The sequence below is a fragment of the Duganella sp. AC237 genome, from assembly GCF_979254035.1.
On sequence record NZ_CEEDEW010000003.1, the window covers coordinates 1,160,968 to 1,174,292 of the forward strand.

The window sequence follows — 13,325 nt, forward strand, 5'->3', positions numbered from 1 at the left end:
GCCCGGCGTATGATGGTGGAATGAACCCCAGAGAAAAGAAGCAGGCGGAAGCGTTAGCGGCCCTTTCGGCCGCCGATCGCGCTCGCCTGGAGCGCCTGGCGGCGATGGCGAAAATGAGCGCCGATGATCTGTGGACGGATGTCCGGCGTTACGGTTTCGACGACGTTGAGGAGGGCATTCTCGCCGACATCGAGGCCGACGAGTATTTTAAGTCCAATGCAGGCATCGCCAATGAGGAAGTGATGAGGCACATTAAGGACTTGATCGCAAATCACAGCAAGAGGAATTTAGATGGACGCCAAATCTAAACAGGCGGTGGCACTGGCTGCTCTCTCGGCAGCAGATCGGGCGCGGCTGGAGCGTTTGGCCGCTCGCGCCGACGTAAGTCTAGAGGCTATATGGTCCGACGTGTGGCTCTACGGGTTTGAAGATACGGAGGACAGCGTCGAGACGAATCTGGCTGCCGCCGACGACATTGCAGCAGGTCGGACGGTCTCCAACGAGGAAGTGATGAAAGGGCTGAAGCGTATAGTGGATAGCCATGCCGGCCGCAAACAGCGCTCCGGTTAAGCTGCCAATTCGATGGCTGCCGAACGCGCAAAGGGCTGCCGAGAAATCACTTAATCATATTGCTGCGCAAGACCCAAACGCTAGCGCGCTGGTCTACAAGCGTTTGCTTAGCGCTCTAGACGTGATCTCGCTGCAGCCAGCGATTGGCACTCCGACGCATCAAAAGAATATCAAACGTTTCCCTATCCCTAAGACCGGGCACACGATTGAGTACCGCCCCACAACAAGTGAAATCGTCATTACCCGCTGGATTCGCCAAGCGAGACTGCGGAAGCCTTAGCCCCCGGTCGCCACCGGCCGCGCCGGATCCGAGCACCACTCGCTCCAGGAGCCGGGATACAGCGCCGCGCCCGGCAGCCCTGCGACCTCCAACGCCAGCAAATTGTGGCAAGCCGTCACACCCGAGCCGCACTGCATGATCGCTTGCGGCGCCGCCGCGAACAACGGTGAGAATTCCTGTTTCAACTGCTCGGCGCTCTTGAAGCGTCCATCCGGCGTCAGATTGTCCTTGAAGAAGCGGTTCTTGGCGCCGGGGATATGCCCGCCGACCGGATCGATGGTCTCGTTCTCGCCACGGAAGCGGTCCGCCGCGCGCGCATCGACCACCACCCGCGTCTGCGTGACCAGGTTCGACTCCACATCCTCCAGCGTCACCGTGTGCATCAGCGAAGGTTTGTCGCTGATCGTTCCGGCCGACCGCGTGACCACCATCGTCACCAGCGGCAAGCCCTGCGATTGCCACGCGGCCAGGCCGCCGTCGAGCACCGCCACCGCCGGATGGCCGACCCAGCGCAGCAGCCACCACAGCCGCGCGGCGAACATGCCGCCGTGCGCGTCGTAGGCCACCACTTGCGTGTCGTCGTCGATGCCCCAGCCGCGCAAGGTCGCGATCAGCGCGGCGCGATCCGGCAGCGGATGGCGGCCGTGGAACTTGCCGTCCGCGCCCACCTTGGCGCCCGACAGGTCGGTGTCGATGTTGGCGAACTGCGCGTTCTGGATATGGCCGATGGCAAAGCCGTCGCGGCCCGCGTTCGGATTCATCAGGTCATGCCGGCAATCGAGGATGACCCAGTTGTCATCGTTCAGATGTTGGGACAGGTCGGCGGCGCTGATTAACGTGGTGTGCATGTTCCGGACTCCTTAGACTTCACTGGCGATCGGGTCGGTATTGGCGATGGCCTTACCGCGTTCGGTGTTGCGGGTATTGTAGAACGTCGCGGCCACGCCCGACGCCAGAATGATGGCAATGCCGGCCCAGCTGTGCCAGCTGAACACGTCGCCGAACACCAGCACGCCCCAGATACTGGAGAAGACGATGCCGGTGTACTGCAGATTGGCGACGACCAAGGTCTGGCCGAGGCGGTAGGCGCGCGTCATGGCGATCTGCGCGCTGGTGGCGCACACGCCGATGCCCAGCAACAGCAGGGCGCCGTGGACCGTGTTGATCGGATGCCACACGGCCGGTTTGTCGCCGGCAAAAAGGAAATTGCCGGCCACGCCGGCGACGATGTTCATCACCGCGAAGTAGAACACCACGCGGTTTTCCGGTTCGCCGGCCAGGCCCAGCTTGCGCACCTGCATGTAGGCCATCGCCGTCAGCACGCTCGAGAACAGCGCGATCAGCGCCGGCACCAGCTGGTTGGCGTGGAAGGCCGGTTGCAGCAGCAGGGTGACGCCGACAAAACTCATCGCCACGGCCACCAGCAGCGGCCATTTGACCTGGTTCTTGGCGTGCCACCAGCCCATCGCGAACAGCCACACGGCGATCCAGATCGGCGACAGGTAGTTGAGCGTCATGGCGGTGGCCAGCGGCAGGTTGGCGATCGAGTAGTACCACAGCCACAGCGAGATGACGCCGATCAGGCAGCGCCAGAAGTGCGCCATCGGCATGGTGGTGCGGAAGCTGCCGCCCTGGGCGCGGATGATCACCGCCAGCACGATGACGCCGACGATGCCCCGGTACATGACCATTTCAGACGTCGAGAACTCTTCGGAGGCCAGCTTCACGCACACCCCCATGATGGCGAACATGAAGCTTGCGAACAACATCCAAAGTGACTGCATCTGATTCCTTACATCTGCGTGAAACGGTTTTATATGTCTATATTGGCGCGGTACCACTCGTGGAAGTGCTGCATGCCGTCTTCCATCGGCGACTGGTAGGGGCCGGCGTCGCTGGTGCCGCGATCGAACAGGGCCTTGCGGCCGGCGTCCATGCGCAGGGCGATCTCGTCGTCCTCGGCCACGGTTTCCATGTAGGCGGCGCGTTCGGCCTCGATGAACTCGCGCTCGAACAGCACGATTTCCTCGGGGTAGTAGAACTCCACCACGTTGCGGGTGCGCTGCGGGCCGTCCGGCCACAGGGTCGAGACGATCAGCACGTGCGGATACCACTCGACCATGATGTTCGGATACAGGGTCAGCCAGATGGCGCCGTACGGCGGCGGTTCGCCGCCACGGAACTTGAGCACCTGCTCCTGCCAGCGCTTGTAGATCTCGGAACCCGACTTGAGCAGGCCCTTGTTCACGCCCACGGTCTGCACGCTGTAGTCGCGGCCGAATTCCCAGCGCAGGTCGTCGCAGCTGACAAAGCCGCCCAGGCCCGGGTGGAACGGTTCGACGTGGTAGTCCTCCAGATAGACCTCGATGAAGGTCTTCCAGTTGTAGTTGCAGATCTGCACTTCGGCGTGATCGAACATGTAGCCGGAGAAATCCAGGTCCCCCGTCACCGACAGGTTCTTGAGCTTGTCCATGACGTTGTAGCCGTTCTGCTCGAACAGCAGCCCGTTCCAGCTTTGCAGCTGGGTCTTGGGCAGGTTCAGGCACGGCGTCTCGGCGAAATGGGGCGCGCCGATCAGCTCGCCCTTGAGGTCGTAGGTCCAGCGGTGCAGCGGGCAGACGATGTTGTTGGCATTGCCACGCCCGTTGAACATCAGCGCCTGGCGGTGGCGGCAGACGTTGGACAGCAGCTCGAGCCCGTTTGCGTTGCGCACCAGCATACGCCCTTCGTTTTCGGAAACAAGGGTCGCAAAGTCGCCGACGTTCGGCACCATCAGTTCGTGTCCGACGTAACGCGGACCGGCCTGGAATAATTGCTGCATTTCACGCTGCAACAGCGCTTCGTCGAAGTAGACGTTTACCGGCAGTTGCGCGTGTGGACGCGCCAGCTTGGCGTGGGTACCCAGATCGGACATCCCAACCCCCCTTAATATGTACATCAAACCAAAGAGAGACAGAATCCGTAAAGACCTGAATTCAAGTTCGTTGAAAATGGTATTTCGGACAGAACCGGCGATTATAGCGTGTTTCATTCCCTGCCGACAGACGCCAGTGCTTGTTTTCTGTGCAAAAACTTGTAACAAACACATGCAGATCATGTATATGGGGTCGATTGCGATAAAATCCATAGTTCGCCAACGGTGCGGCCGCTATAGTTCCACCGGAGAAGGTGGTTTGTTCTAAAATAACGGGCTACACTGCGCTGGCGGGTATTGTTAACCGCAAGTTAGCCTGGAATACGCCTGGAATTTGCCTTGAAGTTTGCCTTGAAGCCTGAGTGACTATGTCTAAGAAATTAACCGCCGACGCGACCGCCGCCGCCCCCGTCTCGTTTGAAGAAGCGATGGCGGAGCTGGCAACACTGGTCGCGCAAATGGAAGCAGGGCAACTGCCGCTCGAAGCGTCCGTGGCCGCCTACGCGCGCGGCTCGGAGCTGGTCAAGTTCTGCGCCGCCCAGCTCGAGAAAGTCGAATCCCAGGTCAAGGTGCTGGAGGGCGACATGCTCAAGCCGTTCGCGGAGACCGGCGAGGCCGAACAATGAGCGGCGCCTTCGACGACTGGATGAAAACCGTGCAGGCCGGGTCTGAAAACGATTTATCCGGTTTCCTGCCGACCGCGACGACGGTGCCGGCCAAGCTGCACGACGCCATGCGCTACGCGCTGCTCGGCGGCGGCAAGCGCGTGCGCCCGCTGCTGGTGTACGCGGCCGGCGCGCTGTTCGACGCCGACCCGGCCACCTTGGCGCGCGCCGCGGCCGCCGTCGAAATGATCCACGCCTATTCTCTGGTCCACGACGACATGCCGTGCATGGACGACGACGCGCTGCGCCGCGGCAAGCCGACCGTGCACGTCGCCTACGACGAGGCGACCGCGCTGCTGGTTGGCGACGCGCTGCAATCGCAGGCCTTCCTGGTGCTGTCCGAGGCGACCGGCGTGCCGCCGTCCCGCCAGGTGGCGATGCTGCGCCTGCTGGCGCACGCCTCCGGCTCGGCCGGCATGTGCGGTGGCCAGGCGATCGATCTGGACAGCGTGGGCCTGAGCCTGACCTTGGAACAGCTGGAGCAGATGCACCAGCTGAAAACCGGCGCGCTGCTGCGCGCCGCCGTGATCCTTGGCGCGCTGGCCGGCAAGGATCTGGACGACGCCGAACTGGCGGCGTTGAACACCTACGCGCGCGCCATCGGCCTGGCGTTCCAGGTGGTCGACGACGTGCTCGACGCCACGGCCGATTCGGCCACCCTGGGCAAGACCGCCGGCAAGGACGCCGCCGACAACAAGCCGACCTACGTCTCGATACTGGGTCTGGAACCGTCGCGCGCGCTGGCGCAAACATTGCGGCTCGATGCGCACGCAGCGCTCGCGCCGTTCGGAGACAAGGCTCTGCGGTTACGCGAACTCGCGGATTTGATCGTGCAGCGGAAGGCATAAATGAACTTGCTACAAAATATAGATTCACCAGCCGATGTGCGCAAACTGGCGTACACCCAACTGACGCCGCTGGCGCACGAACTGCGCGCCTACCTGCTCGATTCGGTCTCCAAGACCGGCGGCCATTTGTCGTCCAACCTCGGCACCGTCGAACTGACCGTGGCGCTGCACTACGTGTTCAACACGCCGCACGACCGCATCGTCTGGGACGTCGGCCATCAGACCTATTCGCACAAGATCCTCACGGGCCGGCGCGAGCGCATGAACACCTTGCGCCAGCTGAACGGCATCTCCGGCTTCCCCAAGCGCGACGAGAGCGAGTACGACACCTTCGGCACCGCGCACTCGTCGACGTCGATTTCGGCCGCGCTGGGCATGGCGCAGGCGGCCAAGATCAAGGGCGAGCAGCGCCACGCGATCGCCGTCATCGGCGACGGCTCGATGACCGCCGGCATGGCGTTCGAAGCGCTGAACAACGCCGGCGTGCAGGACGACATCAACCTGCTGGTCATCCTCAACGACAACGACATGTCGATCTCGCCGCCCGTCGGCGCCTTGAACCGCTACCTGGCGCGCCTGATGTCGGGGCAGTTCTACGCCGCCGCCAAGAATGTCGGCAAGTCGGTGCTGCCAGGTCCGGTGCTGGAACTGGCCAAGCGCCTGGAAGAACATGCCAAGGGCATGGTGGTGCCGGCCACGATGTTCGAGGAATTCGGCTTCAACTACATCGGCCCGATCGACGGCCACGATCTGGATTCGCTGATCCCGACGCTGCAAAACATCAAGCAGCTCAAGGGACCGCAGTTCCTGCACGTGGTGACCAAGAAGGGCCAGGGCTACAAGCTGGCCGAGGCCGAGCCGACCCTGTACCACGGCCCGGGCAAGTTCAATCCGGCCGAGGGCATCAAGCCGGCCACCGCGCCCGGCAAGATGACCTACACCGAGGTGTTCGGCAACTGGCTGTGCGACATGGCGGCCGCCGACCAGAAGCTGGTCGGCATCACGCCGGCCATGCGCGAGGGTTCGGGCATGGTGCGCTTCGAGCAGGAATACCCGGACCGCTACTTCGACGTCGGCATCGCCGAGCAGCACGCGGTGACCTTCGCCGCCGGCCTGGCGTGCGAGGACATGAAGCCGGTGGTGGCGATTTATTCGACCTTCCTGCAACGCGCCTACGATCAATTGATTCATGACGTCGCGCTGCAAAACCTGGACGTGACGTTCGCGCTGGACCGCGCGGGCCTGGTCGGCGCCGATGGCGCCACGCACGCCGGTAATTACGATCTGGCGTATCTGCGCTGCATTCCGAACATGGTGGTCATGGCCGCGTCGGACGAAAACGAATGCCGCCAGATGCTCACCACCGGCTACCAGTACAAGGGACCGGCGGCGATCCGCTATCCGCGCGGCGCCGGCATCGGCGCGGCCATCAAGCCGGAGCTGACGACGATCGACATCGGCAAGGGCGAGATCAAGCGCAAGGGCCAGAAGATCGCGATCCTGGCGTTCGGTTCCATGGTTTCCCCGTCGATGACTGCGGGCGAAACGCTCGACGCGACCGTCGCCAACATGCGCTTCATCAAGCCGCTGGATGTGGAGCTGGTCAAGCAGCTGGCCGCCGATCACGATTACCTGGTGACGGTGGAAGAGGGCTCGATCATGGGCGGCGCAGGTTCGGCAGTGGCCGAGGCGCTGGCCGCCGAAGGCATCGTCAAGCAGGTGCTGATGATAGGCTTGCCGGACAAATTCATCGACCACGGCGATCCGGTCAAGCTGCTCGCCAGCGTGGGCCTGGATGGCGCCGGCATCACCGCGTCGATCAAGAAGCGTTTCGACAGCGCCGGCGACGAGCCGCGCCTGGTGGTCAACAACGGTTGATCCGCTTACGGTAATCCACCCGTCGCCACCTCTTTGGCCATCGCCTCGTATCCCGCATCGCCGGGATGCAGGTGGTCGCCACTGTCGTAACGCGGCAGCATGCGCGCCGGCCGCGCCGGATCGCGCAGGGCCTTGTCAAAATCGACCACCGCGTCGAACTCTCCGCTTTCCCGTATCCACTGATTGACTTCGCGCCGTACCGCATCCTTCGCCGGCGTGTAATAGCCCTCCAACGGCGTGCCGCGCAGCGCGCCCTCGAACGGCAGCAACGTGGCGCCGACGATGCGCACCCCGCGCACGCGCGCCTGCGCGATCAACTGCCGATACACGGCGATCATATGCTCCGCCCGCATCGGCGGCTCGTCGGGCGCGAAGGCGCTTTGCGGCCAGCCGATGTCATTGATCCCCAAAAGAATCACGACGGTCTTCACGCCTGGCTGGCTCAGTACATCCTGCTCGAAACGCGCTGCGGCGTTGACGCCCATGCGATCGCCCAGCAACCGCGCACCGGAGATGCCGGCGTTGACCACGGCGACGCCGTCCGCGCTTAAACGGGCCGCCAGATAATCCGTCCAGCGGCGGTCGCGGTCCGGTGTCGAGCCGTTGCCATCGGTGATGGAGTCGCCCAGCGCGACCACTATGCCTTTGCCATTTGGCGCTTCGACCAGGATGGCGCTGAGCAGCGCGCGGCCATGCATCGCTTGCGCATCCTTGGGGGTTTCCGTTCCGGTAGCGTTGCCGTCGACGATATGGCCGGTTTGCTGCGCGCCCCAGTGGAAGGTCTTCAACGGCGTCGCCTCCGGCAGGTAGACGCTGACCGCCAGCTTTTCCAGGGTGCCGACGCGCATATCGACAGGATCGCTGACCAGGGGCGCCCCGGCCGGAATGGTGGCTGCGCGCTTGCCGCCAAAAGTCAGCTCCCGCGCGGTACCGGCTGTGTCGCCGGCGCGGGCGATGCGTGCTTCTCCAATGATGATCGGCGCGTCGCCATAGCGGTTCGACAAGACGATGCGTACGCGCGCTCCGCCGACGCTGATGCGCACCGTTTCGCGCACGGTTTGCCGCTCCAGCGTGGCAGGTACGGCGGTCGGCAGCGGAAAATCGGCTCCCCATGTGGCTTGCGGACTGGCGTACCAACTGGTGGTCCAGCCGCCCGTTCGTTCGGCGGCGTACAAAGGCGCCGCCAGTGTCAGTGCGGCGGCAAGTGCGAGATGGTTCAAAGTTTTCATCATGGGCTCCTGTAAAACCGCACGATAGGTCATTCCTAATGTCACGAGAAGACGCGTAATCGGACTATACTTCATTCAAATATCGAATAAACGAGCCATGGATACCATCCGATCATTACGCTGCTTCGTGCGCGCCGTCGAATTGGGCAGCCTGTCGGCGGTCGCGCGCGAAGAGCGCACCACCCAGCCCACCGTCAGCAAATTGATGGCGGCGCTGGAGCGTGAACTGGGCGTGCGCCTGCTCGAGCGCAGCACCACCAGCCTGCAACCGACGCCGCAGGGCAGCCGCTTCTATCAGCGCGCGCTTGGCGTGCTGGCGGAATACCAGGAGGCGGTGGCCGAGGCGCGCGGCCAGACCGACACGCCGGCCGGGCTGATACGCGTCAACGCGCCGGCGGCCTTCGGCCAGTTCCGGCTGAACGCCATGCTGGCGTCCTTTCTGGAGCAGTATCCGCAGGTCGACATCGAACTGATACTGGACGATCGCATGGTCGATCTGGTGAAGGAGGGCGTCGACATCGCGCTGCGCCAGGGCCGTGAGCTGCCGCCGGACGCGGTGGCGCGCCTGGCCGGCGTCTCGCCCAGGCATCTGGTGGCGGCGCCGTCCTATCTGCGCCTGCGCGGCCATCCGTGCCTTCCTGCGGAGCTGGCGGACTTCGACTACATCCGCTTCGCCTGGCTGGCCGATGCCGACATGCTGACGCTGCACAGCGGCGACAAGGTTGAAAGCGTGGTCACGCGCGGCCGTTACCGCGTCAACCACGCGCTGGCGATTCGCGAAAGCCTGGCGGCCGGCGGCGGCATCGGACTGTGTCCGCTATGGCTGGTGCAGGATTTGCTCGACAGCGGGGTGCTGGTGCGCGTACTGCCGGAGTGGGAGGGCCAGCCGCAGGCGCTGCACCTGCTATCGCCCTCGCGCCGCTACCAGCCGCTGCGCGCGCGCTTGCTGCTCGATCATCTGGCCGCGCACATCGCGCGGCTGCCGGGCTACGTCAGTTCGCAACCCGCAACCCGGAATCCTTCAACGGCAGGCGCGCGCCGCCACCATGGGGTCTGACCCTGTTGGGTCAGACCCCGCCTGGATTTGCGGGTTTGCTGCGGCGTTCGTGCTGCCACAGCACATCGCTACCGCCGCCGAAGCGGTTCAGCACCCGCGACAGCACGAACATCAGGTCCGACAATCGATTGACGTATTGGCGCGGATGTTCGTGGATGGTTTCCGTTTTACCCAGGGTGACGATGGCGCGTTCGGCGCGGCGGCACACGGTGCGGCACACGTGCGCCTGCGAGGCCGCGCGCGAACCGGCCGGCAGGATGAATTCCGTCAGCGCCGGCAGTGTCGCGTTGTATTTGGCAAGCAGCGTGTCGAGCCGCTCGACATGCGCCTCGGTGATCATCTGGTAGCCGGGGATGCACAATTCGCCGCCCAGATCGAACAGGTCGTGCTGGATCGTCACCAGCTCCTCGCGCAGGTCGGCCGGCATGTCCTCGCACAGCAGCAGGCCGATGTGCGAATTCAGTTCGTCGACTTCGCCGATCGAATGTATCCGTATGCTGTCCTTGTCGGTGCGGCTGCCGTCGCCAAGGCCGGTGGTGCCGCCGTCGCCGGTGCGGGTGGCGATCTTTGAGAGTCGGTTGCCCATGTGTGGCTCCTGGTGTGGATTATTTGCCGGCGATACTGGCGCGGGTGGGATCGTAGGGGTGGAAGCCGGGCGTGTTCCAGAATGCCTCGAGGCCCTTGGACTCGTACATGGCGATTTCCTCGTCATACATCGGGAACAGGCCGGCCAGGTAGATGGTGCGGTCTTGAAGTTCGAACTTGACCTGGTCCTTGTCCATGAACTGCGGACGGTAGACGAAGCAGGCGTTCATCGCGCTGTCGCCCGACATAGGCATATGCAGGGCGAACGACGACTGGTACGCGAACGCGCGCTTGCCGAAGAACTCCTGCGCGAGGTAGGCGGCGCCCTTGCCCCAGCCCCGATCGGTGGTCCTCAGCGTAAAACTCAGCTCCGGCTTGCCGTGCACCCAATCAGGGTGGCCGGCATTGGACAGGCCGGCGGTGACGGCCGTCAGCATGCCCGCCGCCGGGAAGTCGGCGAAATAGAAGATCAGCATGCGGGGACGACCGCTCAGCGTGATATGGGCGATTTCCGTCGCCTGCATGTTGAAGCGCCGCTCCAGTGCCAGCAGCCACTCTTTTTCAAAATTGTATTCCATACTATTCCAATGGGTTGATATAGCGACGGCCGGGAGATTATACGCCGCACATCGGTCAAAGATATCGCCTGGCGGGACGTTTGTGCTTACAATCGAGGCTCACTCGTGTTTTCAGGCGCAGGTCCCATGAACACTGTCATACCCGAAGCGGAAGTACTAGCCGATATCGCCGCCCGCCGCAAGCAGGTCGCCGGTGCGCTGCGGCAGGTGCTGCCGTCGAGCGCCATCTTGTCCGCGCCGGAGGATACCCGGCCTTACGAGTGCGACGGCCTGGCCGCCTACCGCCAGTTGCCGATGATCGTGGCGCTGCCTGACAGCGAGGCGCAGATCGTCGCCGTGCTGCGCGTGTGCCGCGAGTTGAACGTGCCGATCGTGCCGCGCGGCGCCGGCACCGGCCTGTCCGGCGGCGCCATGCCGATCGCCGATGGCGTGGTGCTGTCGACCGCGCGCCTGAACCGCATCGTGCGCATGGATGCGTACTCGCGCACGGCGGTGGTCCAGCCGGGCGTGCGCAACCTCGCCATCTCAGAGGCGGCGGCGCAGCACCGCTTGTACTACGCGCCCGATCCGTCGTCGCAGATCGCCTGCACCATCGGCGGCAACGTGGCGGAGAACTCGGGCGGCGTGCACTGTCTGAAGTACGGCCTCACCGTCCACAACGTGCTGCGCGTGCGCATGGTGACCATCGACGGCGACGTGGTGGAACTGGGCGGCGAAGCGCTGGATGCGCCGGGACTCGATCTGCTATCGGTTTTCATTGGCTCGGAGGGCATGCTCGGCATCGTGACCGAGGTGACGGTCAAGCTGGTGCCCAAGCCGGCGACGGCGCGCGTGATCATGGCGTCGTTCAACGAGGTGGTGACCGGCTGCGAGGCGGTGGCCGCGCTGATCGCGGCCGGTATTATCCCGGCGGGGCTGGAGATGATGGACCAAACCTCGTCGCGCATGGTCGAACCGTTTGTCCAGGCGGGCTACGACACCGACGCCGCCGCGATTTTGCTGTGCGAGGCCGATGGCACCGCCGAAGAGGTGGAGGAGGAGATCGCCCGCATGTCGGCCGTGCTGCAAACAGCAGGCGCCAGCGCGATCGCCGTGTCGCAGTCGGAGGCGGAGCGCCTGAAGTTCTGGTCCGGCCGCAAGAACGCCTTTCCGGCCGCCGGCCGCATCTCGCCTGACTACTACTGCATGGACGGCACGATACCGCGCAAGCGCCTGGGCGAGGTCCTGACCGGCATCGCGCAAATGGAAACCAGATACGGCCTGCGTTGCGCCAATGTCTTCCACGCCGGCGACGGCAACCTGCATCCGCTGATCCTTTTTAACGCCAACATTCCCGACGAATTCGAGCGCGCCGAAGCCTTCGGCGCCGAGATCCTGGCGCTGTGTGTGGCGGTGGGTGGCACCATCACCGGCGAGCATGGCGTGGGCATCGAGAAGATCGATTCGATGTGCGTGCAGTTCGCGCCGTCCGAGCTGGCGGCGTTCTTCTCGGTCAAGCGCGCGTTCGACCCGGCCGGCCTGCTCAATCCGGACAAGGCGATACCGACGCTGAACCGCTGCGCCGAATTCGGCAAGATGCGCGTCAGCGGCGGCGTGCTGCCGTTCGCCCATCTGCCGCGTTTTTGAACGGAGCCACATGTCCGACGCATCGAAGGATACATACACAGACATCGCCGCGCAGCTTGGTGACCGCATCCGCGCGGCGACGGCTGCCGGAAAGCCCTTGCGCCTGCGCGGCGGCGGCACCAAGGACTGGTACGGCCAGGTGTTGGACGGCGACGTGCTCGACACGCGCGCCTATTCCGGCATCGTGTCGTACGAGCCGACCGAGTTGGTGATCACCGCGCGCTGCGGCACGCCGCTGGCCGAGATCGAGGCGCTGCTGGCGCGGCACAATCAAATGCTGGCGTTCGAGCCGCCCCGCTTCGGGGCCGAATCGACGATAGGCGGCGTGGTCGCCAGCGCCTTGTCCGGGCCGCGCCGCGCCAGCGCCGGCGCCGTGCGCGACTTCGTGCTGGGCGCGGTGTTGATGGATGGAGCCGGCGAGGGACTGCGCTTCGGCGGCCAGGTCATGAAAAACGTCGCCGGATATGACGTCTCGCGCCTGCTGGCAGGATCGCTCGGCACCCTGGGTTTGATACTTGAGGTGTCGCTCAAGGTGCTGCCGTTGCCGGTGAGCGAAACCAGCCTGCGGTTCGACATGAGCGAGATCGACGCGTTGACGCGGTTGAACGAGTGGGCGGGCCAGCCGCTGCCGATATCTGCCAGTTGCTGGCATCGGGGCGCGCTTTGGGTGCGCTTGTCCGGCGCGGGGGCTGCGGTGGACGCGGCGCGGCAAAGGCTGGGCGGCGAAGCGCTGGACGACGGCGTCGCGTTCTGGACATCGCTGCGCGACCAGACGCACGACTACTTCAACGGCGGCGCCTTGTGGCGCCTGTCGGTGCCGCCGGCGGCCAGCGCCATCATCCTGCGCGGCGAGCAGTTGATCGAGTGGGGCGGCGCCCAGCGCTGGCTCAAGGTGGACGATTGCGACGCCGCGCAGGCGGCCGGTATTCGTAGCGCGGTGGCGGCGGCGGGCGGGCACGCGACGCTATTCCGGGGCGGCGACAAGCAGCTTGGCGTCTTTCATCCCCTGGCACCGGCGGTGGCAAAGATTCATGACCGGCTGAAGCAGTCCTTCGATCCGGCCGGGATCTTCAATCCCGGCCGCATGTATTGACA

Annotated in this window: 15 protein-coding genes; 9 read left to right on the forward strand and 6 right to left on the reverse strand. The window is 64.4% G+C overall.

All coding sequences use genetic code 11. From position 1 onward, the window contains the following. Positions 1 to 20 precede the first annotated feature (20 nt). The 3 genes from AC0IYS_RS05565 to AC0IYS_RS05575 are packed head-to-tail and all read left to right on the forward strand — an operon-like array spanning position 21 to position 850. Positions 21 to 308, forward strand: a complete 288-nt coding sequence (locus AC0IYS_RS05565; RefSeq protein WP_471704235.1) for a hypothetical protein — start codon at positions 21 to 23, stop codon at positions 306 to 308. Beyond that, positions 292 to 570 carry a hypothetical protein gene (locus tag AC0IYS_RS05570; RefSeq protein ID WP_471704236.1) on the forward strand — a complete coding sequence of 93 codons (279 nt, stop codon included), beginning with the start codon at positions 292 to 294 and terminating at the stop codon, positions 568 to 570. The genes AC0IYS_RS05565 and AC0IYS_RS05570 overlap by 17 nt, the downstream gene beginning before the upstream one ends. Next, entirely contained in the window at positions 542 to 850 is a 309-nt protein-coding gene (locus tag AC0IYS_RS05575) for a type II toxin-antitoxin system RelE/ParE family toxin (protein ID WP_471704237.1), read from the forward strand. The genes AC0IYS_RS05570 and AC0IYS_RS05575 overlap by 29 nt, the downstream gene beginning before the upstream one ends. Here AC0IYS_RS05575 and AC0IYS_RS05580 read toward each other — a convergent pair. From AC0IYS_RS05580 to AC0IYS_RS05590, 3 genes are read right to left on the reverse strand one after another with little or no spacing between them, the layout of a single operon-like run. After that, entirely contained in the window at positions 847 to 1,698 is an 852-nt protein-coding gene (locus tag AC0IYS_RS05580) for a sulfurtransferase (RefSeq protein WP_471704238.1), read from the reverse strand. The genes AC0IYS_RS05575 and AC0IYS_RS05580 overlap by 4 nt on opposite strands. 12 nt (positions 1,699 to 1,710) lie before the next feature. After that, positions 1,711 to 2,634 (reverse strand): DMT family transporter, encoded by a 924-nt coding sequence (locus tag AC0IYS_RS05585; protein ID WP_471704239.1) that lies wholly within the window; start codon positions 2,632 to 2,634, stop codon positions 1,711 to 1,713. Positions 2,635 to 2,663: 29 nt separating this feature from the next. Continuing rightward, complete coding sequence (locus tag AC0IYS_RS05590; protein WP_471704240.1) at positions 2,664 to 3,764, reverse strand: aromatic ring-hydroxylating oxygenase subunit alpha; 1,101 nt, start codon at positions 3,762 to 3,764, stop codon at positions 2,664 to 2,666. Positions 3,765 to 4,132: 368 nt separating this feature from the next. Between AC0IYS_RS05590 and AC0IYS_RS05595 the strand changes: the two genes are divergently transcribed. From AC0IYS_RS05595 to dxs, 3 genes are read left to right on the forward strand one after another with little or no spacing between them, the layout of a single operon-like run. Continuing rightward, on the forward strand, positions 4,133 to 4,390 hold the full coding sequence (locus AC0IYS_RS05595; RefSeq protein WP_471704241.1) for an exodeoxyribonuclease VII small subunit: 258 nt from the start codon (positions 4,133 to 4,135) through the stop codon (positions 4,388 to 4,390). Further along, complete coding sequence (locus tag AC0IYS_RS05600) at positions 4,387 to 5,277, forward strand: polyprenyl synthetase family protein (protein WP_471704242.1); 891 nt, start codon at positions 4,387 to 4,389, stop codon at positions 5,275 to 5,277. The genes AC0IYS_RS05595 and AC0IYS_RS05600 overlap by 4 nt, the downstream gene beginning before the upstream one ends. Beyond that, entirely contained in the window at positions 5,278 to 7,155 is a 1,878-nt protein-coding gene (gene dxs, locus AC0IYS_RS05605; protein WP_471704243.1) for a 1-deoxy-D-xylulose-5-phosphate synthase, read from the forward strand. Positions 7,156 to 7,160: 5 nt separating this feature from the next. Here the strand turns inward: dxs and AC0IYS_RS05610 are convergent, their stop codons facing one another. Beyond that, entirely contained in the window at positions 7,161 to 8,384 is a 1,224-nt protein-coding gene (locus AC0IYS_RS05610) for an SGNH/GDSL hydrolase family protein (protein WP_471704244.1), read from the reverse strand. Between the two features lie 97 nt (positions 8,385 to 8,481). Here AC0IYS_RS05610 and AC0IYS_RS05615 point away from each other — a divergent pair, with 97 nt between their 5' ends. Further along, on the forward strand, positions 8,482 to 9,441 hold the full coding sequence (locus AC0IYS_RS05615; protein WP_471704245.1) for a LysR family transcriptional regulator: 960 nt from the start codon (positions 8,482 to 8,484) through the stop codon (positions 9,439 to 9,441). 10 nt (positions 9,442 to 9,451) lie between these two features. On the opposite strand, the gene AC0IYS_RS05620 is transcribed toward AC0IYS_RS05615, so the two are convergent. After that, positions 9,452 to 10,027 (reverse strand): cob(I)yrinic acid a,c-diamide adenosyltransferase, encoded by a 576-nt coding sequence (locus AC0IYS_RS05620; RefSeq protein WP_471704246.1) that lies wholly within the window; start codon positions 10,025 to 10,027, stop codon positions 9,452 to 9,454. Between the two features lie 19 nt (positions 10,028 to 10,046). Next, a complete protein-coding gene (locus AC0IYS_RS05625) occupies positions 10,047 to 10,604 on the reverse strand; it encodes a suppressor of fused domain protein (RefSeq protein WP_471704247.1) in 558 nt (185 codons plus the stop codon). 126 nt (positions 10,605 to 10,730) lie between these two features. Here AC0IYS_RS05625 and AC0IYS_RS05630 point away from each other — a divergent pair, with 126 nt between their 5' ends. Both AC0IYS_RS05630 and glcE read left to right on the forward strand, forming a co-directional pair. After that, positions 10,731 to 12,230 (forward strand): FAD-linked oxidase C-terminal domain-containing protein, encoded by a 1,500-nt coding sequence (locus tag AC0IYS_RS05630; RefSeq protein WP_471704248.1) that lies wholly within the window; start codon positions 10,731 to 10,733, stop codon positions 12,228 to 12,230. A 10-nt stretch (positions 12,231 to 12,240) separates the two neighbouring features. Then, positions 12,241 to 13,323, forward strand: coding sequence for a glycolate oxidase subunit GlcE (gene glcE, locus AC0IYS_RS05635; protein ID WP_471704249.1), 1,083 nt, complete (start codon positions 12,241 to 12,243; stop codon positions 13,321 to 13,323). The last annotated feature ends 2 nt before the right edge of the window (positions 13,324 to 13,325 follow it).

Excerpts from the sequence above, each read along its gene's own strand:
- AC0IYS_RS05565 (WP_471704235.1), top strand. The coding sequence starts at position 21 with ATGAACCCCAGAGAAAAGAAGCAGGCGGAAGCGTTAGCGGCCCTTTCG.
- AC0IYS_RS05570 (WP_471704236.1), top strand. The coding sequence starts at position 292 with ATGGACGCCAAATCTAAACAGGCGGTGGCACTGGCTGCTCTCTCGGCA.
- AC0IYS_RS05575 (WP_471704237.1), top strand. The coding sequence starts at position 542 with ATGCCGGCCGCAAACAGCGCTCCGGTTAAGCTGCCAATTCGATGGCTG.
- AC0IYS_RS05580 (WP_471704238.1), bottom strand. The coding sequence starts at position 1,698 with ATGCACACCACGTTAATCAGCGCCGCCGACCTGTCCCAACATCTGAAC.
- AC0IYS_RS05585 (WP_471704239.1), bottom strand. The coding sequence starts at position 2,634 with ATGCAGTCACTTTGGATGTTGTTCGCAAGCTTCATGTTCGCCATCATG.
- AC0IYS_RS05590 (WP_471704240.1), bottom strand. The coding sequence starts at position 3,764 with ATGTCCGATCTGGGTACCCACGCCAAGCTGGCGCGTCCACACGCGCAA.
- AC0IYS_RS05595 (WP_471704241.1), top strand. The coding sequence starts at position 4,133 with ATGTCTAAGAAATTAACCGCCGACGCGACCGCCGCCGCCCCCGTCTCG.
- AC0IYS_RS05600 (WP_471704242.1), top strand. The coding sequence starts at position 4,387 with ATGAGCGGCGCCTTCGACGACTGGATGAAAACCGTGCAGGCCGGGTCT.
- dxs (WP_471704243.1), top strand. The coding sequence starts at position 5,278 with ATGAACTTGCTACAAAATATAGATTCACCAGCCGATGTGCGCAAACTG.
- AC0IYS_RS05610 (WP_471704244.1), bottom strand. The coding sequence starts at position 8,384 with ATGAAAACTTTGAACCATCTCGCACTTGCCGCCGCACTGACACTGGCG.
- AC0IYS_RS05615 (WP_471704245.1), top strand. The coding sequence starts at position 8,482 with ATGGATACCATCCGATCATTACGCTGCTTCGTGCGCGCCGTCGAATTG.
- AC0IYS_RS05620 (WP_471704246.1), bottom strand. The coding sequence starts at position 10,027 with ATGGGCAACCGACTCTCAAAGATCGCCACCCGCACCGGCGACGGCGGC.
- AC0IYS_RS05625 (WP_471704247.1), bottom strand. The coding sequence starts at position 10,604 with ATGGAATACAATTTTGAAAAAGAGTGGCTGCTGGCACTGGAGCGGCGC.
- AC0IYS_RS05630 (WP_471704248.1), top strand. The coding sequence starts at position 10,731 with ATGAACACTGTCATACCCGAAGCGGAAGTACTAGCCGATATCGCCGCC.
- glcE (WP_471704249.1), top strand. The coding sequence starts at position 12,241 with ATGTCCGACGCATCGAAGGATACATACACAGACATCGCCGCGCAGCTT.